At 71.4% G+C, this 23,055-nt stretch carries 14 protein-coding genes and 1 pseudogene; 8 read left to right on the top strand and 7 right to left on the bottom strand.

The window, feature by feature from the left end:
• Positions 1-11: 11 nt before the first annotated feature.
• Together ACGFK0_RS00935 and ACGFK0_RS00930 are read left to right on the top strand one after the other, a co-directional pair.
• The gene (locus ACGFK0_RS00935; RefSeq protein WP_392898146.1) at positions 12-815 is read left to right on the top strand and encodes an enoyl-CoA hydratase; all 804 of its coding nucleotides are present in this window, start codon (positions 12-14) and stop codon (positions 813-815) included.
• Positions 816-846: 31 nt separating this feature from the next.
• The gene (locus ACGFK0_RS00930; protein WP_392898143.1) at positions 847-1,266 is read left to right on the top strand and encodes a TIGR03668 family PPOX class F420-dependent oxidoreductase; all 420 of its coding nucleotides are present in this window, start codon (positions 847-849) and stop codon (positions 1,264-1,266) included.
• Here the strand turns inward: ACGFK0_RS00930 and ACGFK0_RS00925 are convergent.
• Positions 1,263-2,267 carry an ADP-ribosylglycohydrolase family protein gene (locus tag ACGFK0_RS00925; protein WP_392898140.1) on the bottom strand — a complete coding sequence of 335 codons (1,005 nt, stop codon included), beginning with the start codon at positions 2,265-2,267 and terminating at the stop codon, positions 1,263-1,265. The genes ACGFK0_RS00930 and ACGFK0_RS00925 overlap by 4 nt on opposite strands.
• A gap of 15 nt (positions 2,268-2,282) precedes the next feature.
• On the bottom strand, positions 2,283-3,089 hold the full coding sequence (locus tag ACGFK0_RS00920) for an AraC family transcriptional regulator (protein WP_392898137.1): 807 nt from the start codon (positions 3,087-3,089) through the stop codon (positions 2,283-2,285).
• 64 nt (positions 3,090-3,153) lie between these two features.
• Between ACGFK0_RS00920 and ACGFK0_RS00915 the strand changes: the two genes are divergently transcribed.
• The gene (locus ACGFK0_RS00915; protein WP_392898134.1) at positions 3,154-3,564 is read left to right on the top strand and encodes a DUF2000 family protein; all 411 of its coding nucleotides are present in this window, start codon (positions 3,154-3,156) and stop codon (positions 3,562-3,564) included.
• Here the strand turns inward: ACGFK0_RS00915 and ACGFK0_RS00910 are convergent.
• Both ACGFK0_RS00910 and ACGFK0_RS00905 read right to left on the bottom strand, forming a co-directional pair.
• A complete protein-coding gene (locus ACGFK0_RS00910) occupies positions 3,539-4,636 on the bottom strand; it encodes an acyl-CoA dehydrogenase family protein (RefSeq protein WP_392898131.1) in 1,098 nt (365 codons plus the stop codon). The two genes, ACGFK0_RS00915 and ACGFK0_RS00910, sit on opposite strands and share 26 nt — an antisense overlap.
• Positions 4,637-4,729: 93 nt before the next feature.
• Entirely contained in the window at positions 4,730-4,972 is a 243-nt protein-coding gene (locus ACGFK0_RS00905; RefSeq protein ID WP_392898129.1) for a hypothetical protein, read from the bottom strand.
• Between the two features lie 95 nt (positions 4,973-5,067).
• Here ACGFK0_RS00905 and ACGFK0_RS00900 point away from each other — a divergent pair, with 95 nt between their 5' ends.
• A complete protein-coding gene (locus tag ACGFK0_RS00900) occupies positions 5,068-5,709 on the top strand; it encodes a Uma2 family endonuclease (protein WP_392898126.1) in 642 nt (213 codons plus the stop codon).
• A gap of 89 nt (positions 5,710-5,798) precedes the next feature.
• Here the strand turns inward: ACGFK0_RS00900 and ACGFK0_RS00895 are convergent, their stop codons facing one another.
• Positions 5,799-6,458, bottom strand: coding sequence for a TetR/AcrR family transcriptional regulator (locus ACGFK0_RS00895; protein ID WP_392898122.1), 660 nt, complete (start codon positions 6,456-6,458; stop codon positions 5,799-5,801).
• Positions 6,459-6,646: 188 nt separating this feature from the next.
• Between ACGFK0_RS00895 and ACGFK0_RS00890 the strand changes: the two genes are divergently transcribed.
• Positions 6,647-7,897 (top strand): oxygenase MpaB family protein, encoded by a 1,251-nt coding sequence (locus ACGFK0_RS00890; protein ID WP_392898120.1) that lies wholly within the window; start codon positions 6,647-6,649, stop codon positions 7,895-7,897.
• Positions 7,898-7,969: 72 nt separating this feature from the next.
• On the opposite strand, the gene sbnB is transcribed toward ACGFK0_RS00890, so the two are convergent.
• Both sbnB and sbnA read right to left on the bottom strand, forming a co-directional pair.
• Entirely contained in the window at positions 7,970-8,995 is a 1,026-nt protein-coding gene (gene sbnB, locus ACGFK0_RS00885) for a 2,3-diaminopropionate biosynthesis protein SbnB (RefSeq protein WP_392898118.1), read from the bottom strand.
• A gap of 29 nt (positions 8,996-9,024) precedes the next feature.
• The gene (sbnA, locus tag ACGFK0_RS00880) at positions 9,025-9,993 is read right to left on the bottom strand and encodes a 2,3-diaminopropionate biosynthesis protein SbnA (RefSeq protein ID WP_392898115.1); all 969 of its coding nucleotides are present in this window, start codon (positions 9,991-9,993) and stop codon (positions 9,025-9,027) included.
• Between the two features lie 234 nt (positions 9,994-10,227).
• Here sbnA and ACGFK0_RS00875 point away from each other — a divergent pair, with 234 nt between their 5' ends.
• The 3 genes and pseudogenes from ACGFK0_RS00875 to ACGFK0_RS00865 all read left to right on the top strand — a co-directional run.
• Complete coding sequence (locus ACGFK0_RS00875) at positions 10,228-11,769, top strand: amino acid adenylation domain-containing protein (RefSeq protein ID WP_392898112.1); 1,542 nt, start codon at positions 10,228-10,230, stop codon at positions 11,767-11,769.
• A 449-nt stretch (positions 11,770-12,218) separates the two neighbouring features.
• Positions 12,219-21,746 carry an amino acid adenylation domain-containing protein gene (locus tag ACGFK0_RS00870; protein ID WP_392898109.1) on the top strand — a complete coding sequence of 3,176 codons (9,528 nt, stop codon included), beginning with the start codon at positions 12,219-12,221 and terminating at the stop codon, positions 21,744-21,746.
• Positions 21,728-23,047, top strand: a pseudogene (locus tag ACGFK0_RS00865) (condensation domain-containing protein); the annotation flags it as partial. The gene ACGFK0_RS00870 and the pseudogene ACGFK0_RS00865, both read left to right, overlap by 19 nt.
• Positions 23,048-23,055 lie beyond the last annotated feature (8 nt).

Here is a 23,055-nt window from a genome sequence, read left to right as displayed (position 1 = left end):
GGAGGTCCGCTTTGCCCTTCGTCCTGATCGACAAGCCGCGCCCGCACATCACCCTCATCACGCTCAACCGGCCCGAACGCATGAACGCGATGGCCTTCGACGTCATGGTCCCGTTCCGGGAGGCGCTGGAAGAGGTCAGCCGCGACAACGACACCCGCGTCGTCGTCATCACCGGCGCGGGGCGCGGCTTCTGCTCCGGCGCCGACCTGGAGAACCCGGGAGACATCCCCGGCATCGACGGGCTCACGCTCCCCACCATCGCGCTCCGCTCGATGGAACTGCTCGACGACGTGATCCGCGCGATGCGCCGCGTCCACCAGCCGGTCATCGCGGCGGTCAACGGCCCGGCGATCGGCGGCGGGCTCTGCCTGTCCCTGGCGGCCGACATCAGGCTCGGCGCCGACACCGCCCTGTTCCGCGCCGCCGGCATCAACAACGGCCTCACCGCCAGCGAACTCGGCCTCAGCTACCTGCTGCCCCGCGCGATCGGCGCGTCCCGCGCCTTCGAGATGATGCTGTCCGGACGCGACGTGGACGCCACCGAGGCCGAACGCGTCGGCCTGCTCTCCCGCGTCGTCCCGTCCGACAAGCTGCTCGACTCCTGCTATGAGCTGGCCGAGCGGATCGCGGGGTTCAGCCGCCCCGGCACCGAGCTGACGAAGCGGATGCTGTGGTCGAGCCTGGACGCCGCGAGCCTCGACGCCCACATGGGCCAGGAGGGACTGGCGCAGCTCTACGTCCGCCTCACCACCCACAACTTCGAAGAGGCCATCAAGGCCCGCAAGCAGAACCGCCCCCCGGACTTCGAGGACTGACGCGCGGGCGGCGGCATGACAGGCTGAAGGGGTGCCGAAGCTTTCCCCGGACGACGCGCGCCGGCTGCTGACGACAGTTCCCGTCGTGCGCCTGGCGACCGTCGGCGAGGACGGGCGGCCGCATCTCGTCCCGGTGACGTTCGCCGTCCACCGGGGAGCCGTCTACACGGCCGTCGACCACAAGCCGAAGAGCACCCGCGACCTGCGGCGGCTGGCCGACATCCGCGCCAACCCCCACGTCGCGCTGCTGGCCGACCACTACGAGGACGACTGGGACCGGCTCTGGTGGGTCCGCGTGGACGGCCACGCGAGCATCGTCGGGGAGCCGGAGGGGATGGCCGAGCCCGTCCGGCTCCTCGCCGGCCGCTACGCCCAGTACCGCGACCGCCCGCCCGAGGGCCCCGTCATCGCCATCACGATCGACGCGTGGACCGGCTGGTCGGCGTCCTAAGGCCGGTCCCAGGCCCCACCGATCCGCGCGAGGTCACCCGCGTACTCGATGCGCGCGGACCACTCGTCCGGCCAGGCGTCCATGCCGAGGTGCGCGCCCGCGAACGCCCCCGCCAGGCAGGCGATCGAGTCGGAGTCGCCGGAGCTCGCCGCACCGCGCCAGATCGCCCCGACCGGCTCCTCGGGGAAGAGCAGGAAGCACAGCAGCCCGGTCGCCAGGGCCTCTTCGGCGATCCAGCCCTCCCCGGTGATCTCGCAGGGGTCGGACGCGCGGTCGCCGCGCGCGAGGGCCTCGTCCAGCCGGTCGAGGACGGCCAGGCACTCGTCCCACCCGCGGGCGATGAACGCCTCCGGGGAGTCCATGCCCGGCTGCTGCCAGAGGGTGCCGAGCCAGCGCTCGTGGTAGGCGGTGCGCTGGTCGTGGCAGCGGGCGCGGAGCGCGGCGGGCAGGTCGGACGGGTTCATCCCGCCGGCCAGCCACCGGACGGCGAACGCGGTCAGCTCACTGGCCGCCAGACCCGTCGGATGCCCGTGCGTGAGCGCGGCCTGAAGCTGCGATGCGCCCGCCCTGGTCTCATCGGAGAGCCCGGGCGCGAGACCGACCGGCGCGACGCGCATGTTGGCGCCGCAGCCCTTGGAACCCGCCACGGTGGCCTCCACCCACGGCTTCCCGGCGGCCAGGCCCCGGCACGCCCGCAGGCACGTATGGCCGGGGGCCCGGTCGTTGTCGGGGCTGTCGAGCCAGTCGACGAACCGCCGCCGCCACATCGGCGTGATCAGATCGGGGGTGAACGGCGGGTTCTCCAGTGCGTCCAGGAGGGCGAGGCCGACCGCGATCGCCATCTGCGTGTCGTCGGTGACCCGCGCCGGATCACCGTTGAGCTGCGTCGGCCCGTGCTCGCCGAAACGCCGGTGGATCTGCTGCATCGTGAGGAACTCGGTCGGCGCGCCCAGGGAGTCCCCGTACGCCGACCCGAACATCGCCCCGCTCGCCCGTCTCATGGGCGGCATTCTTCCTCAATCGGAAGAAGCGCCGCGGAAACGACCGGGCGTCATCCCGTAGCAGCGGACGAACCAGCGCGTCAGATGGCTCTGGTCGGCGAACCCCGCCGCCGCCGCGACCTCCCCGATCGCGTCCCCGCGCGCCAGCAGCCGGCGAGCCGCGCGCAGCCGCAGCTGACGCTGGTAGTCGCTCGGCGCCATCCCGTGGATCCGCCGGAACGCCCGGTACAGCGCGAAGCGGCTGCATCCCGCCGCCTCCGCCAGCTCGTCGGCGCCCACGTCGTCCAGGAACGACTCCTCGAGCCGCCGCCGCGCCCGCTCGACGGCGCCGTTCGCGGACGAGACGCGCAACCGCCGCGTCGCCGCCCGGTCGACCATCGCCCCGACCGTCGCGGTGAGCAGCTCGTCCCGCCGCAGCGCCGGGGCGCCGCCGAGCAGCGCCGCGTGCAGGCCGCGCAGATTCCGCGCCAGAACGGGATCGGCCACGACCGGCGACCCGAACAAGGGCAGCGCGGCGGGACGGTCGGTGATGTCGGCCAGCACCCCGGACACCAGCTCCGGCCCGATATGCACGATCCGGTAGGTGAACCCCAGCTCGTCGGCGGCGTGCCCATCGTGCGGATCATCCGGATTGAACGCGATGACCATCCCGGCCGCGCTCGTGTGGGCGCCGCCCCGGCAGCGGAACGCCTGATACCCGTCCTCGGTCACGCCGAACGAGAACGTCTCGTGGCTGTGCCGGTGATACACGTGCCGCTCGAAATGGGCGTGCATCGCCTCCAGGGGACGGTCGGGCGACCGCCAGTACCTGCTCCACTCCACGCGTCCCAGTCTGGCGCACGAGCGTTCAAGACAGTGTCCCCGCAGCCGAGGCACCCTGGACGACATGCGTTTCGACACCAAGATCGGGGTCGTGGTCCGGGACGACCTGGCCGCATGGCAGCGGCTCAACGTCACCGCGTTCCTCGCGAGCGCCGTCGCCGGCGCCTTCCCCGGCGTCATCGGCGAACCGTACGAGGACGCGTCCGGCAACACCTACCTGGCGATGTTCCGGCAGCCCGTCCTGATCTACGAGGCCGACGCCGAGACGATCCGCAAAGCCCACGAACGCGCCCTCGCACGCGAGATGGACATCGCGGTCTACATCGAGGACATGTTCAAAACCGGCCACGACGAGGCGAACCGCGAGACCGTCCGCGCCGTCACCGCCGACGAGATGCCGCTCGTCGGGTTCTCCGTCCACGGCCCGAAGAACGGCGTGGACAAGGTCTTCAAGGGGCTTCGGCTGCATCCGTGAGGCCGGCCAGCACGGCGAGCCGCTCACGATGACGCTCCGGCGCCCCGAACAACTGCCGGGACCCCTGCGCCCGCTTGAAGTACAGGTGCGCGTCGTGCTCCCACGTGAACCCGATACCGCCGTGCAACTGGATCGCCTCGCCCGCCGTGTGGAAGAAGGCATCCGAGCAGTACGCCTTGGCCAGCGCCGCCGCGGCCGGCAGTTCCTCCGGGCTCTCGTCCGCCGCGGCCGCCGCGTTCAGCACCGCCGACCGCGCCGACTCCACCAGCACGAACATGTCCGCGCACCGGTGCTTGATCGCCTGGAACGACCCGATCGGCCGCCCGAACTGGTGCCGCACCTTCGCGTACTCGACCGTCATGTCGAGGGTCTTCTGCGCCCCGCCGAGCTGCTCCGCGGCCAGCGCCACCGCCGCCACGTCAAGGGCTCGCAGGATGGCGCCCTCCCCGCCCACCCTCCGGGCCGGGACGCCGTCGAACTCGATCCGCGCCAGCTTCCGCGTCTGGTCGAGCGTGGGCAGCACCGTCCGGACGAGCCCCGCGACGTCCTCCACGGCGTACAACCCCACACCGTCCGCGCCCTTGGCCGCGACGAGAACCAGATCGGCGACATGCCCGTCCAGGACGAAGTCCTTGGTGCCGCGCAGCACCCCGTCCTCGAACGTCGCCCCGACCGCTCCGAGGTCCCAGCGCCCGTCCTCTTCGGCCACCGCCAGCGTCGCGATCGTCGACCCGTCCGCGATCCCGGCCAGGAGATCATGACCGCCCTCCCCGGCCTCCAGGGCGGCCGCGGCCGTGATCGTGGCGAGGAACGGAGCGCAGACCACGGCCCGCCCCATCTCCTCGAACACGACGGCCAGCTCCCGCACCCCGAACCCGGCGCCGCCGTGCTCCTCACCGATCGCGAGACCCTGCAACCCGAGCTGCCCGGCCATCTGCGCCCACACCCCGGGGTCGTGGCCTTCGGCCGTCTCCATCAGCCGCCGCACCTCGGCGGAAGGCGACCGGTCGGCGAAGAAGCGCCGCAGCGCGTCCCTCAGCTCCCGCTGTTCCTCGGTGACGACGAGCTGCATTCCGGCGGCCTCCCACACGTGCTCACGCTTGCCCGGTCATCGTGCCGCACGCGCGCCGCCGGGCCGGCCGGCGTTCCCATCCACCGGGACGGGTCAGGGTGCCCAGTCGTGCGGGCCGAGCGCGTACCCCCGGCTGGTGGAGTGCAGATGGTTGATCGACACCAGGTGCCCGAGCGCCGCCCAGAGGTCCTCCTCCGGTGCGCCGACGAGCTCCTCGATCGTGTCGAAGTCCGCCGCCCCGCCGCCCTTGTCGATCGTCGCCACGGTCTCGTACACGGTCAGCTCGAAGTCCGTCAGCTCCTGAACGTCCCCGCGCCTGAACTCTCGCTCGTCCATAGACGACACGTGCCCGTTCCCCGGACCTTCTATCTGTCCGACACGGGGCTTCAGCTCGTAGGCTGAGTTCGCAAGGCCCTGTGATTACGATCTGTATGCGAAGGGTGGCGCTCTGCTTGTACGCTCGCTCGCGAGGGAAGGAGCAGGGCATGACTGTGATGGTTGATGAGCCTCTGACGCAGGGAGACGACGTTCTCCTGGACGGTTTCCTCGCCCTTGAGACCCCCGAGGGCTTCCGAGCCGAACTGATCGACGGAGAGATCGTCGTGACCCCACCCCCGCTAGGCGACCATGAGCGGTGCATCGGCAAGATCATCCGCCAGGTCATCCGGTACAGCGCCACCGAGTTCGAATGCGCCTGCAACAAGGGCCTCAAGGTGCCGGGCTTGGATGGACATCCAGACAATCGGGTGATTCCGGATATCACATTCGTCGCCATCGAGGCGGACCCGTTCCACGGTGCGCCCACATGGATGCCCGTCGAGGATGACGGCATCATCATGGTCGTCGAGGTGACGTCCTCCCGGCCGACGCGGGATCGCCAGGCCAAGCGCACCGGGTACGCGAGAGCGGGAATCCCCTTCTACCTGCTGGTGGACCGGGAGGAGGGCAGGACGGTGCTGTTCAGCGGGCCGGATGGCAAGGACTACGGGCACACGGATCAGGTGCCGTTCGGGAAGACGCTTCCACTGCCGAAGCCGTTCGAAATCGACCTGGACACCTCCGAGTTCGCCTGACAGCGGGCCGGTGGTGACCGGCCCATCCTGCGGGTCGGTTCCCCGAGCGCCTGAAGGACGAGAACGAGGGGTCCTGACCGGGCGAACGGCTATCGCCCGTCGTCCCGGGGTGATGCCAGCAGAGGTACGAGGAACCGCCGGGCCACACCGGCCAACTGCTCGTCGTCGTCCAGGTCGATGAGCCGGCTGGGGATCGCCAGGAACGAGGCGGAGACGCGGACCATCATCTCGGCCACCATGTCGATGTCCAGGTCGTCCGGCACGTTGCCGGCGCGTTGCTCGCGGCGGAGCTGGCCTGCGACGAACTGCCGCACGGTGGCCACGGTCCGGCCGCCGTCGTTGATCATGGAGGAGACGAGCAGGTCCGGTTCCGCCGCGATCATGCCGCCGATCAGCGGGTTGCGCTGGATGGCGCGCAACGAGCTCACGAAGCCCAGCACGACCCGGTCGGCGACGGTCTCGGCCCGCTGGATGTCGATGAGGAACCGGTCGAAGTACCGGCGGTACTCCCGCAGCACGACCTGCTCCACCAGCGCGTCCTTGGTGGCGAACCGCCGGTAGACCGTGATGCGCGAAACCCCGGCGCGCCGGGCCACGTCCTCCATGGTGGAGCGCTGGATGCCCATCCGGCAGAACTGCTCATGGGCCGCATCGAGTATGCGCACACGGGACTCGTCGGCGTCGCCGACATGGTCGACGGCGTCGGTGTAAGCGCGTTCGAGCAACGACTCCTGGCTCGATGTCGCCATGAGTGCGGACGGTGCAGGTTCCACGTTCTCCTCCCGAGGAGGCTGATTCCGCCTCAAATCACCAACACTCTAGGCCTTGTGATGGCCGACACGGTGTGCTGTCATTACTGGCATGTCAATGATACGCAGATGCAAGTTGCGTATCACCATATCAGTCTGGCGCGCTCGGCCCGAGAAGGAGCGAAGGTATGGAGAGACCCAGCAGGCGGAACGTGCTGGTCACAGGCGGGACGCTGGGCGTGGCGGGCGCGCTGGGCGCCGCCACGCCCGCGCAGGCGTCCGCACTCTGGACGTGGTCGCCCCAGGGCTCGATCGCGGGCGCGGGGCCAGGCGCCGACCCCCGCGGGGTGTGGGATCCGGAGGCCGACGAACTCGTCGCCGACCTGATCGACAGCGGCCACGTGGACTTCGTCAACATGCAGATGCGCCAATGGACCAAGAACGGCCAGTTCCTGCCGCTCCTGCTGCCCCGCGAACTGCGGACGTTCATCGAGAAGGCCCGCGAGATGCCGTCATGGGCCGACGAGGACAAACTCGAGACCGCGGTGGACTTCAACGAGAAGCGCGGGCTCTACCTCGGCGTCACCTACGGCTTCGCCAGCGGCATGATGAGCACGGTCATCCCGAAGGAGGCGCGCGCGGTCTACTACTCCAAGGGCGGCGCGGACATGCGGGACCGCATCACCAAGACCGCCAAGCTCGGGTACGACATCGGCACGTCGAACGCCTACAAGGACCGCGGCGAGATGATCGTCACGTGCGTCAAGACCCGGCTGGCGCACGCGGGGGTGCGTCACCTGCTTCCGCAGTCCCCGTACTGGTCGAAGGTCGCCGACGAGAAGATCCCGATCAGCCAGGCGGACATGATGGTCACCTGGCACAGCCTGCCCACGACCGTCATGCAGAACCTGCGGAAGTGGAAGGTGCCGATCCCGGCCGGCGAGTCCGAGGCGTTCCTGCACTCGTGGCAGCTGTGCGCGCACATGCTCGGCATCAAGGACGAGTACATCCCCAACTCCTGGGCCGAAGCCGACTCGCAGGCCGCGCAGGTCCTGACGCCGATCCTGGCGCCGACGCCCGAGGGCGTCAAGCTGGCCGACATGCTGCTCAACCTGGCCACGATCGTCCCGGGCGGCCCCCTCAAGTACGTCACCAAGCCCATCCTCGGCGCACTCACCCGCTACGTCCTCGGTGACGAGATCGCCGAATGGCTGAAGATCCCCCGGGAACCGTTCTGGGACGAGGTCTTCGCGGTCGCCTGGGAGCCCTTCATCGCCGTCCGCGAAGGCCTGCTCTCGCTCGAGGACGCGCCGGGCGCCCTGCAGAAGGCCTATTGGGCCTTCGACGAGATCCTCCGCCTGGCGGCCCTGCTCGTCCTGTCCGGCGGGGACCTGCCGATCAGCATCGAGATCCCGCACACCAACAACCCGCACTACTGACGGGAAACGATCCCGGGCCCGGGCTCCGCAGAGGTCCGGGCCCGGATCGCCGCTCGGGCGGTCCGGCCGCCGTCAGCCGTAGCGGCTGAGGTCGTGGAAGAAGCCGGGGACGGTGTGCAGGGCGCCGGATTCGTCGAGGCGGTTGTAGACGTAGCTCGCCACGGCCAGGTCCAGGACGCCCAGGCCGAAGGGTGAGAAGACGACCGGCTTGCCGGCGGGCGGGGTCGTCTTTCCGGTGAGGACGTCGTAGAGGGTGCCGTCGACGAAGTCGCGGTTGCCGACCTGCTGCTCGGCCAGGTGCGGCGACGTGTCGGCCTTCATGCAGTGCTCGACGTCGTCCACGATGTTGCAGGACGACAGGATGATCTCGGGGGAGAGGTCGCGCAGGGAGATGTGCAGGACGAGCGGGTTGTGCGCGAACCAGGCCGGGTCGGTGACGTGGGGTTCGCCGGCGACGGTGGCGAAGACGACCAGGTCCGAGGAGCGGATCAGCGACTCGGCCGTGTCGTGGATCGTGATGTCGCCCTTCTCGGTGCGTTCCAGGTAGCCCTTGAAGCCGTCGGCGTGCTCCGCCGACAGGTCGTGGATACCGAGTGCGTCGAACGTGAAGCCGTTGCCCGCCAGGTACGTGTGGATGTAGCGGGCGATGAGGCCGACGCCGATGAAGCCGACGCGGCGGGGCCGGTCGCCGCGCGCGTCGGCGAGGGCGGCGGCGGCGAGGGCGGCGGACGCGGCGGTGCGGGCGGCGCTGATGATGGAGCTCTCCAGGCACGCGAACGGGTACCCGGTCTCGGCGTCGTTGAGGATCAGCACGGCGGACGCGCGGGGGATGCCGTTCGCGACGTTGCCGGGGAAGCTGGAGATCCACTTGATGCCGTGCACGCCGACGTCGCCCTGGACGGAGGCCGGCAGGGCGATGATCCGGTCGGACGGGCGGTCGGGGAACCGGAGGAAGTAGGAGTCGGGGTTGACGGTCCGGCCCTCGCCGTGCAGCCGGTAGGCGGCCTCGACCATCCCGGTGACCTGCTTCTCGCGCCCGGCGACCGCGTCGTGGACCTGGGCGCCGGAGATCACGGCGAATGAGGGGGCCTGCGTCATGAAAAGTGCTCCGTGTCCTATCCGAGTGATCAGGCGTCGAGGATATCGGGCAGCTCGTCGCCGAAGTTTTCGCGCAGCCAGCTCTCCTCGTAGATGGAGTCCAGGTAGCGCTCGCCGAGGTCGGGTGCGATGGCCACCGCGACAGGGTCCTCGCCGGGGTACTTGGCCTCCAGCCAGCGGGACGCGCCGGACACGACGGTGCCGGTGGAGCCGCCGAACAGGAACCCGCGCGACGACAGGGCGTGCACGGTGCGGATCGTGTCGGGCTCGGCGACGTGCACGACGTCGTCGATGAACGACTCGTCCACGAGGGCGGGCCTGCTGCTGGTGCCGAGGCCGGGCACCATGCGGCGTTCGGGGATGCCGCCGAACGTGACGGAGCCGACCGCGTCGACCGCGACGATCGTGACGGGGCGGTTCCGCTCGCGGAAGTAGCGGGCGCAGCCCATCAGGGTGCCGGTCGTGCCCGCGCCGACGAAGAGAACCTCCAGGTCGGGGAACTCCCGGTCGATGGATGGAGCGGTCCCGCGGTAGTGGGCGAGCCAGTTGTTGCGGTTGGCGTACTGGTTGAGCCACACGTACTCGCGGCCGGACTCGCACAGCTCCCGGACGTAGGCGATGCGGCCGCCGAGATAGCCGCCGTTGGCGTCCCTGCCGGACACGACCCGGACCTCGGCGCCGAGCGCCCGCATGACCCGCATGGACGCGGGGTTGCAGCGCGGGTCGGTGACGCACACGAACTTCAGCCCGCGGCTCGCCGCGATGAGGCTGAGCGCGATGCCGAGGTTGCCGGACGACGACTCGACGATGATCGAGTTCTCGGTGAGCGCGCCCTCCGCCTCGGCCGCCTCCACCATCGCGGCGGCGGCCTTCAGTTTGACCGAACCCGCGAAATTGAAGCCCTCACATTTGAGGTAGAGCGGACGGTCAATGACGTGCCGCAGATCGACGTAAAGGTCGTCGACATTGAAATCCTGCGGCGAGGTGATTATCGGCACACTGTCACCCTCAAATGAAGAAGCAATTCCCTCATCTTCCCCGATGTCCACCGCGTGCCCGCGCCCGGCCTTGGCGAGGCATCACCGTACCGGCCTGCATCTTCTTCACGCAACCCCCTACTTACCGACGGGTAGCGACGAATGCGAGATGCTTCTGTCGTACCACGGATATGCTATGCCCTCCGCTTGTTTTGCTGATGACGGTGGAGAAGTTCTACATCACGGAGAGTAATGATGAATGCTCGCGGACCCGCCGCGGACCGGCTGCTCCCCCTGGCCGGGCTGCCCGCCCTGGACGTGCCCGAGGCACAGGTCCGGCGGGCCAGGGAGCTGGCCGTCCGGCACGGGATGCTCCGCGAGGAGGACGTCGACGTCGCCGACCCCGTGATCACGCGGGTGGAGCGGTTCGCCGCCGAATGGGACCGTCCCGCCGTCACCGACGGGACGCGTACGGTGTCCTACGCCGAACTGGCCGCCGAGGCCCGCAGGCTGGCGGCACTGCTGGAGGACGAGGGCGTCGAGCCCGGCACGGTCGTCGGCGTCGGGGGGCCGCGCTCGGCAGGCGTCATCGCCGCGTTCCTCGCGATCGAGCTGGTCGGCGCTCTCTACGTGCCGGCCGACGAGTCGTGGCCCGCCGGGCGCGTCCGCGACGTCCTCGTCCAGGCGGGCGCGTCCGTGCTGGTCATGGCGGATGACGCCGGCGCGCTGGCGGAGGGGGCGGCGGCCGCCGGCTGCCGGGTGCTGCGGGCCGCCGCGGCGGACGGCCTCGCGCCCTGGACCGGTGAACCGCGACTGAACACTCTCGACCAGCCCCGGTACGTGCTGTTCACCTCGGGTTCGACGGGCCGGCCCAAGGGCGCGGTCGTCGAGCACCGGGGCATGGTCAACCACCTCTGGGCCAAGATCGCCGACATGGGGCTGACCGGCGCGGACGTCGTGGCGTTCACGGCCCCCCTCGGCTTCGACATCTCCGTCTGGCAGATGCTGTGCCCGCTGCTGCTCGGCGGCCGGGTGGACGTCGTCGGCGACGAGACCGGGCACGATCCGGTCGCGTTCGCGCAGGCCGTGGACGAGCGGGGCATCACGATCGTCGAACTCGTCCCGACCATGGTCAGGCACCTCCTGGACGACCTGACCCCGGAGCCCCGTCATCCCGGGGGGACGACCCCGCAGACCTCCCGGCAGCGGCCTCTGCAGGGGCTGCGCTGGATGATCGCGACCGGTGAGGAGCTGCCCGCCGAGCTGTCGCGGCGCTGGCTGGAGGCGATGCCGCATGCGCGCCTGCTGAACGCCTACGGCCCGACCGAATGCTCCGACGACGTCACCCACCACAACGTGACCGCCGGTGACCTGCGGCTTCTCCGGCTGCCGATCGGAACGCCGGTCGTGAACGCGCGGCTGTACGTGCTGCGGGAAGAGGACGACGGGACGTGGGCGGCGTGCGACGCCGGCGAGACCGGCGAGCTGTTCGTCGGGGGCGCGGTCGTCGGGCGCGGCTATCTGGGAGACGAGGAGCGGACCCGCGAGGCGTTCTACCGCGACCCGTTCGGCGACTCCCCGACGGGCCGCCTCTACCGGACGGGCGACGCGGTGCGGCTGCTGCCGGCGGGCGCGGGCGGCGAGGACCGCCCCACCCTGCAGTACCTGGGACGGGTCGACCGGCAGGTCAAGATCGCCGGGGTGCGGATGGAGCTGGGCGAGATCGAGGCGGTGCTGCAGCGGCATCCGTCGGTGGGGGCCGCCGCGGTCGTCGTGCACGATTACCCGTCCGGGTAATTTGTCACGCTGTGTAGCCGCATCAGGTCGAATGTGTTGTGAACTTTTGTCACGCGGTGAGCGTCGCACCACGCCGGGTGGTGGTGCCTCATCGGCGGTTTTGTCACTCCTGTTAGCAATAGGACGGGTCAAGTTCTACTTTTGAGGGGATTGCGAGGCATGTGACAGGCTGGTTGACTGTGGCTCCGCTACTCCTGAGTAGTGCATGGTCCAGGGCGGTCCCGGGCGAGGACGGAACGTGGCGGCGCTCTGTATTGGCCGGACCACAGGGCGTTGGGTCCCGCATTCATGCGGCCGATCGCGGTTCCGGAAGGGACTCGGGGTGAAAGGGGACGGGGAAACAGCCCGATTTCTGTGGTCATTCTCTTTGATTTTCTGCCCGCCGGCGCCGAGCCGGTCCCGATGCCGGGCGTAAAGCAAACCCCCTTCGACCGGGAAAGTGCCGCTTGATGTCCACCGAGTACGTTCCTCTTTCTGCCGCTCAGCGGAGCGTCTGGTACGCGCAGCAGTTGGCACCCGAAACGCCGATCCACATCGCGCAGTACATCGAGATCGAGGGACCGGTCGACCACGAGCTGTTCGACCGGGTGGCGCGTATCGCCGCGCACGAGGCCCTCGCCCAGAACGCGCGGCTGGTCGAAGTGGACGGCGTTCCGCACCAGATTCTCGACCCGGACGCGACCGTGTCGATCCCCCTCGTCGACCTGTCCGGCGAGCCCGACCCGGACGCCGCCGCGCGGGCGTGGATGAACGAGCGGATGGCCGAGCCGCTGCCGCTGGACGGCGAGCGGCTGTTCCGTACCGCGCTGCTGCGGCTGGCCCCCGACCTGCACCGGTGGTTCGTGCACGCCCACCACGTGACCCTGGACGGCTACGCCGGCCTGCTGGTCAGCCGCCGCGCCGCCGAGGTCTACACCGTGCTGGCGAACGGCGGCGAGTACGAGCCGGGCGAGCTGGGCGACTTCCGGGGCCTCCTCGCGGAGGAGGAGGACTACCGCGCGTCGGAGAAGTTCGAGCGGGACCGCGCGTACTGGACGGAGCGGTTCGCCGACAAGCCCGTCGCCGTGTCGCTGGCCGACGAGATGGCCGAGCCGACCGCCGGCTACCTGAGCCGCATCACCGTCATCCCGGCCGACGAGGCCGCCGCGCTCGGGGCCGGCGCCCGCCGGCTGCGCACCGCCGCGCCGGGGCTGGCGATCGCCGCGACCGCCGCGTACGTGGCGCGGATGACCGGCACCGAGGACGTCGTCCTCGGGCTCGCGGCGGCCTGCCGCACCACGGAGACCGCACGCGAGACCCCCGCGATGATGTCGACGGTCCTGCCGCTGCGCGTGCACGTCGCGCCGGACATGACCGTGGAGGAACTGGTCCGGTCGGCGACCCGGGCGAGCGCGCGGGCGCTGCGCCACCAGCGGTACCGGCGCGACGACCTGCTGCGCGACCTGAAGCTCCTCGGCGAGCGCCACCGGCTGTACGGGCCGGTCATCAACATCATGGCGTTCGACTACCGGCTGGACTTCGCGGGCCTGCCGGCGAGGACGCACGCCCTCACTACCGGTCCGATCGACGACCTGTCGATCAACATCTACGACAACTCCGACGGCGCCGGCATGCGCGTCGACTTCGAGGCGCACCCCGACCTCTACACGGAGGACCAGGTCTCCACGCACCTCGATCGCTACGTCCGGTTCCTGCGCGCCCTGGGCGACGCCGACCCGTCCACGCCGCTCCACGAAGTGGACCTGCTGGGCGACGCCGAGCGGGTCCGCGTGCTGGAGGAGTGGAACGACACGGCCCTGCCCGTCGCGCCCGGCGTCGTCCCGGACCTGTTCGAGGCCCAGGCCGCGAGGACGCCGGACCGGACGGCGGTCGTCGCGGGCGGGACCCGCCTCACCTACGCGGAGCTGAACGACCGCGCGAACCGCCTCGCCCGGTACCTGATCGAGCGCGGCATCGGCCCGGAGGACTTCGTCGCCCTGTCCCTGCCCCGCGACGCCGACCTCGTCGTCGCGGCGATGGCCGTCCTGAAGACGGGCGCCGGATACCAGCCGATCGACCTGGCGTACCCGCCCGACCGCATCGCCTACATGCTGGCGGACGCCGCCCCCGCCTGCGTGATCACGACCCGGGACGCGGACCTGCCCGGCGGGACGCCCCGCGTCGAACTCGACGCCCTCTCCCTCGACGGCCGCTCCGGTGCGGACGTCACCGACGCCGAGCGCGTCCGGCCGCTGCACCCCGCCAACCCGGCGTACATCATCTACACGTCGGGTTCGACGGGCCGCCCCAAGGGCGTCGTCATCTCCCACGCGAACGTCATGGACTTCTGCGCCGAGTCGATGGCCGGCTACGGCCCCGACCGGATGCGCCGCGTCCTGTTCTCCACGTCGCTGAACTTCGACGTGTCGCTGTTCGAGTGGCTGGTGCCGCTCACGATCGGCGGCGAGATCGAGGTCGTGCGCGACCTCCTGGAGATCGCCGAGCGCGGCGGCTGGTCCGGGACGCTGATCAGCGGCGTGCCCTCCGCGCTGGCGGTGCTGCTGGCGCGCGGCGGGCTGCGGCTCGACGTCGGCGACATCGCGTTCGGCGGTGAGGCGCTGCCGCCCCAGCTGGTCAGGGACGCCCGCGCGCTGCTGCCGGACGCGCGGATCTCCAACATCTACGGCCCCACCGAGGCGACGATCTTCGTCACCGGCTGGTACGACGACGGCAACCCCGGAGGGATCGCCCCGATCGGCCGCCCGATGGCCAACACCCGCCTGTACGTGCTGGACGGACGGCTCAACCCCGTCCCCGCCGGCGTCCCGGGCGAGCTGTACCTGGCGGGGAACGGGCTGGCGCGCGGGTATCTGCGCCGCGCCGCCCTGACCGCCGACCGGTTCGTGGCGTGCCCGTTCGGCGGGCCGGGCGAGCGGATGTACCGGACGGGCGACCTGGTCCGCTGGAACCACGCCGGGGAGATCGAGTACCTCGGCCGCCTCGACCACCAGGTGAAGGTCCGCGGGTTCCGGATCGAACTGGGCGAGATCGAGGCGGCGCTGTCCGGGCACCCGGCCGTGGCGCAGAGCGTCGTCGTCGCCCGCCGCGACGCCGTCGGCGACAGCGTCCTCGCCGGCTACGTCGTCGGCGCCGTCGACCCGGGCGAACTGCGCGCGTTCGTCGCCCGGACGCTGCCCGCCTACATGGTGCCGTCCGCGATCGTCGTGCTGGACGCCATGCCGCTCACCCCGAACGGCAAACTGGACCGGTCCGCGCTGCCGGAGCCGGACTTCGCCGCGTCCGTCACCGCCCGCGGCCCCCGCGACGCCCGCGAGGAGATCCTCTGCGGGATCTTCGCCGACGTCCTCGGCCTGGACCGGGTCGGCATCGACGACGGGTTCTTCGACCACGGCGGCGACTCGCTGAAGGCGACCCGCGTCGTGGCCCGCGCCCGCGCCGCCCTGAACGTGGAGCTGCCGGTCCGCGCGCTGTTCGAGGCCCCCACCGTGGCGGGCCTCGCCGGGCACATCGCCTCCGCGTCCGCCGCCGAACGCCCGGCGCTGCGCCCCGCCGGACGTCCCGCCCCGCTGCCCGTGTCGTACGCGCAGGAACGCCTCTGGTTCCTGAACCGGCTCGAAGGGCTCACCGCGACCTACAACGTGCCGATCCCGCTGCGGCTGACCGGCGCGATCGACCACGACGCGATGCGCGACGCGCTGCGCGACGTCGTCGCCCGGCACGAGTCGCTGCGGACGCTGTTCGGCGACGGCGACGGCGAACCGCACCAGGTGATCCTCGGCCCCGGGGAGGCCGAACCGCATCTGACGGTCGGCGAGACCGCCGACGTGCACGGCGCCCTGTTCATGGACGCCACGCGCGGCTTCGACCTCGCGAACGAGCTGCCGATCCGGGCCCACCTGTACAAGCTGGCGGAGGACGAGCACCTTCTCCTGGTCGTCCTGCACCACATCGCCGGGGACGGCTGGTCGCTGGCGCCGCTCGCCCGCGACCTCATCACCGCCTACCTGGCGCGCCGCGACGACCGCGCCCCCGACTGGGCGCCACTGGCCGTCCAGTACGCCGACTACGCGCTCTGGCAGCGGGAGCTGCTGGGCTCCGAGAGCGACCCGGGCAGCCTCGCCGCACGCCAGATCGCCTACTGGAAGGACGCCCTCGCCGGGCTGCCCGACCAGATCCGGCTGCCGCACGACCGGCGCCGCCCCGACCGCGCGTCCTACCGGGGCGGGCAGGTCTCCTTCGAGGTCCCGGCGGAGCTCGCGGACGGCCTCGCGGCGCTCGCCCGCGACCACCAGGTCAGCGTGTTCATGGTCCTGCAGGCCGCGCTCGCGGCCCTGCTCACCCGCCTCGGCGGCGGGACCGACGTGCCGATCGGCTCGCCCATCGCGGGCCGCACCGACGCGGCACTGGACGATCTCGTCGGCGTCTTCGTCAACACGCTCGTGCTGCGCACCGACACGTCCGGCGACCCGTCGTTCGCCGAGCTGCTCGCCCGCGTCCGCGAGACCGACCTCGCCGCGTACGCGCACCAGGACGTCCCGTTCGAGCGGCTCGTCGAGGTGCTGAACCCGGCGCGGTCCCTGGCCCGGCACCCGCTGTTCCAGGTCATGCTGACCCTGCAGAACAACCCCGAGGCGTCCGTCGAGCTGCCCGGCCTGAACGTCGCCGTCGAGCCGGTGGACGCCGGGGTCGCCAAGTTCGACCTGGAGTTCCTGCTGGAGGACGCCCGCGACGGCCGGGGCGGCCTCACCGGAACCCTCGAATACGCCCTCGACCTGTTCGACCGGGAGACCGCCGAGCGGCTCACCCGCTGGTACCGGCGGACCCTCGAAGGCGTCGTCGCCACGAAGGCCGCCGTCACGGTCGAGGGCCTCGACCTGCCCGGTCTCGCCGCCGCCGAGCCGGTCGCCGAGGCGATCGAAGGGCCGGTGGAGAAGCGGCTCGTCGCCTATGTGGTCGCCGCGCCCGGGCAGACGCTCGACGCCGAGGAACTGCGCGCCCACATCCGGGAGAGCCTGCCCGAGTCGATGGTGCCCGCCGCCGTCGTCGTCCTGGACGAGATGCCCCTCACCCCGAACGGCAAGGTCGACGTCAAGGCGCTGCCGAAACCGGAGCCGGCGGTCACGCCGGCGACCGCCTACCGCGCCCCGTCCGGGGAGACGGAGGAGGCCGTCGCCGCCGTGTTCGCCGACCTGCTCGGCGCCGCCCGGGTCGGCGCCGACGACGACTTCTTCGCTCTCGGCGGCAACTCGCTCATCGCGATGCGGGTCGTCAGCCGCATCCGCCGCGTCCTGGACACCGAGCTGCCCGTCCGGGCGCTGTTCGAGGCCCCGACCGCCGCGAGCCTTGCCGCTTTCCTCGGCGGCGCCGGCGGGGAGCCGGGCCGTCCCGCACTGGAGCCGCGCGAGCGTCCCGGCGTGATCCCGCCGTCGCATGCGCAGCAGCGGCTCTGGTTCCTCAACCGGTTCGAGGGACCGTCCGCCACCTACAACATGCCGCTGGCGATGCGCGTCCGCGGTCCCCTCGACGTGGACGCCCTCCGCGCCGCCGTCGGCGACGTCGTCGAACGGCACGAGACGCTCCGCACGGTCCTGCCCGACAGCGGGGGAGTGCCGCGCCAGCTCATCCTGGACCCGGCCGCGGCCCGCCCCGAGCTGGAGGTCGTCGGCACGACGGAGGCGGAGCTGCCGACCCGGCTCGCCATGGCCGCCGGGTACGCCTTCGACATCTCCGCCGAGCCGCCGCTGCGCACCCACCTGTTCCGGGTCGAGCCGCAGGAGCACGTCGTGCTGCTGCTCATGCACCACATCGGCGGCGACGGCTGGTCGCTGGCGCCGCTCGCGCGCGACCTCATCACCGCCTACGCGGCCCGCGCCGTCGGGAAGGCGCCGCAGTGGGCGCCGCTGCCGGTCCAGTACGCCGACTACTCGCTCTGGCAGCGCGAGCTGTTCGGCTCCGAGGACGACCCCGGCAGCCTGATCTCCAAGCAGATCGCCTACTGGCGGGACGCCCTGGCGGGGCTGCCGGAGGAACTGCCGCTTCCGGCGGACCGGCCGCGTCCGGCGGAGGCGTCCTACCGGGGCGCGACGGCCCGCTTCCGTCTCGGCGCGGACGTCCACAAGGCGCTGCTGGGCCTGGCACGCGACACCGGCGCGAGCCCGTTCATGGTCGCTCAGGCCGCGTTCGCCGCGCTGCTCACCAAGCTCGGCGCCGGGACGGACGTGCCGATCGGGTCGCCGATCGCGGGCCGCACCGACGAGGCGCTCGACGACCTCGTCGGCATGTTCGTCAACATGCTCGTCTTCCGCACCGACACGTCCGGGGACCCGTCGTTCCGCGAGCTGGTCGGACGGGTGCGGGAGACCGACCTTGCCGCCTACGCGCACCAGGACGTCCCGTTCGAGCGGCTCGTCGAGGTGCTGAACCCGCCGCGGCACCTGGCCCGGCATCCGCTGTTCCAGGTCGGGCTGACGTTCCAGAACAACCCCGAGGCGCGGCTGGAGATGCCCGGGTTCACCGCCGAGGTGGAGCCGCTGACCGCCGGCGTCGCCCGCTTCGACCTGCTGATGATCCTCACCGAGCGGGAGGACGGGCTCGACGGCGAGCTGGAGTACGCGCTCGACCTCTACGACCCGTCCACGGCCCGGCGCCTCATCGAGCGCTTCGAGCGGTACCTGTCCGCGCTGCTCGCCGAACCCGACGCGTCCATCTCCGCAGCCGACGCCCTCTCCCCGGAGGAGCGCGCCACGATCCTCGGCGAATGGGCCGGGGCAGGGGCCGCTCCGGTGGAGCGGGCCACGATCCCGGCGTTGTTCGAGGCGCAGGCGGCGGCTCGTCCGGATGCGCCGGCGGTGACGTTCGATGGTGTGACGTGGGCGTATGGCGAGGTGAACGCGAGGGCGAACCGTCTTGCGCATCGGCTCATCGAGCAGGGTGTGGGGCCGGAGCGGTTCGTGGCGTTGTCGTTGCCGCGTTCGGCGGATCTGGTCGTGGCGATTCTGGCGGTGCTGAAGGCGGGTGCGGCGTATGTTCCGATCGACCCGGATTATCCCGCTGACCGGGTGGCGTACATGGTCGAGGACGCCGGCCCGGTTCTGACCTTGGGTCCGGATGATCTGGATGCGACCGGTTATGACGACAGTGACCCGGGTGTCGCCGTCGATCCGGATCATCCGGCGTATGTGATCTATACGTCGGGTTCGACGGGGCGTCCGAAGGGTGTGGTGGTTCCGCATCAGAATGTGGTGCGGCTGCTGCGTTCGACGGAGGGGTGGTTCGGGTTCGGCGTGGATGACGTGTGGACGTTGTTCCACTCGTATGCGTTCGATTTCTCGGTGTGGGAGTTGTGGGGTCCGCTGCTGTACGGCGGTCGTGTGGTCGTTGTGCCGTTCATGACGTCGCGTTCGCCGCGGGAGTTCTTGAAGCTGCTGTCGGATGAGCGTGTCACCGTTTTGAACCAGACTCCGTCGGCGTTCTACCAGTTGATGGCGGCTGACAAGGAGAACCCGGGCACCGGTCTTGCGTTGCGCTATGTGGTGTTCGGTGGTGAGGCGCTGGACCTGGGGCGTCTGGAGGACTGGTACTCGCGGCATGCGGAGGATGCTCCGGCGCTGGTCAACATGTACGGGATCACCGAGACCACTGTGCACGTCTCGTATGTGGCCCTCGACCGCGCCTTGGCGGCGGCCGCGTCGGGCAGCGTGATCGGCGTCGGCATCCCGGATCTGCGCGTCTACGTCCTGGACGGTCGTCTGCAGCCCGTACCGCCGGGTGTGGCGGGGGAGTTGTACGTCGCGGGCGCGGGGCTGGCGCGCGGTTACCTCAACCGTCCGGGCCTGTCCGCCGAGCGGTTCGTCGCCGACCCGTTCGGTGCGGCGGGCACGCGGATGTACCGGACGGGTGACGTCGCGCGCCGGCTGAACGACGGCCGCCTCGAATACCTCGGCCGCAGCGACCAGCAGGTGCAGCTGCGCGGTTTCCGGATCGAGCTGGGCGAGATCGAGTCGGCCTTGGCGCGGCACGCTGCTGTCTCCGATGTCGCCGTGATCGTCCGGGACGACCGCCTGGTCGCCTATGTGGCCGGGAGCGGTGTCGATGCGTCGGAGTTGCGCCGGTTCGCCGGTCAGGACCTGCCCGACTACATGGTTCCGGCGGCGGTCGTCGAGTTGGACGCCCTGCCGCTGACGGTCAACGGCAAGCTGGACCGCAAGGCTCTGCCCGCGCCGGACTTCGCGGCCAAGGTGTCCTCCCGCGCGCCCCGCACGTCCGAAGAGGAGGTCCTCGCGGGCCTGTTCGCCGAGGTCCTCGGCCTGGAACGGGTCGGGGCCGGCGACGGGTTCTTCGACCTGGGCGGCGACTCCATCATCGCGATCCAGCTCGTCTCCCGCGCCCGCCAGTCCGGCCTGGTCATCACACCGCGGGACGTGTTCCAGCACCAGACCGTCGAGGAACTGGCCGCGACCGCGCGTCCGGTGGGCGAGGGCGAGCAGATCGAGGCCGAGGCGCCCGGCGCCGGCGTCGGCCCGGTCCCGGTCACCCCGATCGTCGCGTGGCTGCGCGACCGGGTGGGCGGCGACGCCTCGCTGATCAGCGGCTTCCACCAGTCGATGCTGCTGCGCACGCCGCCGGACCTCGGCATGGACAGGCTGACGGCCGCACTCCAGACCCTCCTGGACCACCACGACATCCTCCGCCTCCGCCTGGACGCGCAGGACGACCGCTGGCAGCCCGTCGTCCGGCAGCCCGGCTCGTCCGACGCCGCCGAACTCGTCACCCGCGTCGACGTCGCCGGGCTGGACACCGACAAGCTCCGCGCCGTCGTCACCGAGCAGGCGACCGCCGCCCGCGACCGCCTCGACCCCCGGGCCGGGACGGTCGCGCAGCTCGTCTGGTTCGACGCGGGCCAGGACCAGGGACGCCTCCTCGTCGTCCTCCACCACCTGGTCGTGGACGGCGTGTCATGGCGCATCCTGCTGCCCGACCTCGTCACCGCCTGGGCCGGGGGAGAGCTCCAGCCGGTCGGGACGTCGTTCCGCCGCTGGGCGCAGAAGCTCACCGCGTCCGGCGGCGACGCCGGCGAACTGGACGACTGGCTCGACGTCGTCGACGGCCCGGACCAGAAGCTCGCCGGCAGCGCCCTCGACCCGCGCGTCGACATCGCCGCACGCGCCCGGTCGCTCACCCTCGATCTGCCCGCCGACGTCACGGGCCCGCTGCTCACCGGCGTCCCCGCCGCGTTCCACGGCCGCGCCAACGACGTCCTCCTCACCGGCCTGGCCCTCGCGGTCTCCCAGTGGCGGCGGCACCACGGCGGCCGCGGCACCGACGTCCTCATCGACCTGGAGGGCCACGGCCGGGAGGACGTCGTGCCCGGCGTCGACATCTCCCGCACCGCCGGCTGGTTCACCTCGATCCACCCCGTCCGGCTGGACGCGGGGATCGCCGACTGGGCCGAGGTCCGCGACGGCGGCTCGGTCGTGGGCACCGCCGTCAAGAAGGTCAAGGAGCAGCTCAGGGCCGTCCCGGGCGGCGGGCTCGGCTACGGCCTGCTGCGCTACGGCGGCGGGGAGGCCGCCGAGGAACTGGCCGAGGTGCCGCCCACGCAGATCGCCTTCAACTACCTCGGCCGGATCGACGGCGGCGAGGGCGGCGACTGGACGCCGGCGCCCGAGGAGCCGCCCGCCGGCGAGGACCCCCGGATGCCGATGGCGCACGTCCTGGAGATCAACGCCGTCACCCGCGACCTGCCCGGCGGCCCCGTGCTGTCCGCGACGTGGACGTGGCCCGGCGGGCTGATGGAGTCCGGCGACGTTCGGGAACTGGCCGAAAGCTGGTTCGCGGCCCTGCGCGGCCTCGTCGCGCACGTCGCCTCGGGTGACCAAGACGGGCCGGCGGGCGGGTTCACCCCGTCCGACCTGCTCGTCGACCTGGACCAGAACGAGATCGACAAGCTACAGGACGCGTGGAGGCGGCAGCATTGAACCGGGGGGACCTAGAAGACATCCTGCCGCTGTCGCCGTTGCAGCAGGGGTTCTTCTTCCACGCCCTTTTCGACGCCGGCGACACGGACGTGTACACGGCGCAGCTCGTCATCGACCTTGAGGGGCCGCTGGACGCCGCCGCGCTGCGGACCGCCGCCGGGACCCTGCTGCGCCGCCACCCGAACCTGCGCGCCGCGTTCTGGCACGAGGACCTGTCGCGTCCCGTGCAGGTCGTTCCCCGCACGGTCGAACTGCCGTGGGAGGAAGTCAGCGCATCCGCGGGCGCCGAGGCGGACGCCGTCGTGGCGCGGGAGCGGGCGCGCGGCTTCGACATGACCGCGCCGCCGCTGCTGCGGTTCGTCCTCGTCCGGATGGGTGCGGCACGGCACCGCCTGATCCTCACCAACCACCACATCCTGCTGGACGGCTGGTCGACGCCGATCATGGCGACCGAGCTGTTCATGCTCTACATGCAGGGCGGCCACGACACGGGGATGCCGCGCGTCACCCCGTACAAGAACTACCTGGCCTGGCTCGCCAAGCAGGACCGCGCCGCCGCCGAGGAGGCCTGGCGGCGCGCCCTCGACGGCGTGGACGAACCCAGCCTCGTCGCCCCCGAGGCCGCCGGACGCGCGCCGGAACGACCGCGGCGGACCATCACCGAACTGGACGAGCGCACCACCAGGCGCCTCACCCGCGCCGCCCGGCGCCATGGCGTCACCCTGAGCACCGTCCTGCAGGGCGCGTGGGGTCTGGTCCTCGGGCGGCTGCTCGGCTCCAACGACGTGGTGTTCGGCGCGACCGTGTCGGGCCGCCCGCCCGAACTGCCCGGCATTGAGCAGATGATCGGGCTGTTCATCAACACGCTGCCGATCCGCGTCCGGTACCGGATGGACGATTCGCTCGGCACGCTGCTGGAGCGGATCCAGGACGAGCAGACCGAACTCCTCGCCCACCACCACCTGGGCCTCACCGACATCCAGCGTGTGGCGGGGCACGGCGGCGCGCTGTTCGACACGATGACGGTGCTGGAGAACTACCCGTTCGACCCGGCCTCGCTGGACAGCTCCCTCAACGGCGTCCGCATCGCCGCGGCCGACTCCTACGACGCGACCCACTTCCCCCTGTCGTTCGTCGTCGCGCCCGGCGAGAGGCTGTCGCTGCGGCTGCACTACCGGCCCGACGTGTACGAACAGCCCGTCGTCGAGGCGCTCCTGGCCCGCGTCCGCCGCTTCCTGGAGGCGTTCGCCGAGGACGCCGAGCAGCTCATCGGCGCCGTGGAACTCCCCACGGACGCCGAACGCGCGGC

It is taken from the genome of Spirillospora sp. NPDC048823 (genome assembly GCF_043198445.1).
GTDB lineage: Bacteria > Actinomycetota > Actinomycetes > Streptosporangiales > Streptosporangiaceae > Spirillospora.
Note: the sequence above shows the minus strand (reverse complement) of the source record. Positions and strands in the feature narration are given on the sequence as shown.

What these genes read in the sequence shown, in the direction of transcription:
- ACGFK0_RS00925 (WP_392898140.1), bottom strand. Translation starts at nt 2,267, where the DNA reads ATGAGACGGGCGAGCGGGGCGATGTTCGGGTCGGCGTACGGGGACTCC.
- ACGFK0_RS00915 (WP_392898134.1), top strand. Translation starts at nt 3,154, where the DNA reads ATGCGTTTCGACACCAAGATCGGGGTCGTGGTCCGGGACGACCTGGCC.
- ACGFK0_RS00910 (WP_392898131.1), bottom strand. Translation starts at nt 4,636, where the DNA reads ATGCAGCTCGTCGTCACCGAGGAACAGCGGGAGCTGAGGGACGCGCTG.
- ACGFK0_RS00905 (WP_392898129.1), bottom strand. Translation starts at nt 4,972, where the DNA reads ATGGACGAGCGAGAGTTCAGGCGCGGGGACGTTCAGGAGCTGACGGAC.
- ACGFK0_RS00900 (WP_392898126.1), top strand. Translation starts at nt 5,068, where the DNA reads ATGCGAAGGGTGGCGCTCTGCTTGTACGCTCGCTCGCGAGGGAAGGAG.
- ACGFK0_RS00895 (WP_392898122.1), bottom strand. Translation starts at nt 6,458, where the DNA reads ATGGCGACATCGAGCCAGGAGTCGTTGCTCGAACGCGCTTACACCGAC.
- ACGFK0_RS00890 (WP_392898120.1), top strand. Translation starts at nt 6,647, where the DNA reads ATGGAGAGACCCAGCAGGCGGAACGTGCTGGTCACAGGCGGGACGCTG.
- sbnB (WP_392898118.1), bottom strand. Translation starts at nt 8,995, where the DNA reads ATGACGCAGGCCCCCTCATTCGCCGTGATCTCCGGCGCCCAGGTCCAC.
- ACGFK0_RS00875 (WP_392898112.1), top strand. Translation starts at nt 10,228, where the DNA reads ATGAATGCTCGCGGACCCGCCGCGGACCGGCTGCTCCCCCTGGCCGGG.
- ACGFK0_RS00870 (WP_392898109.1), top strand. Translation starts at nt 12,219, where the DNA reads ATGTCCACCGAGTACGTTCCTCTTTCTGCCGCTCAGCGGAGCGTCTGG.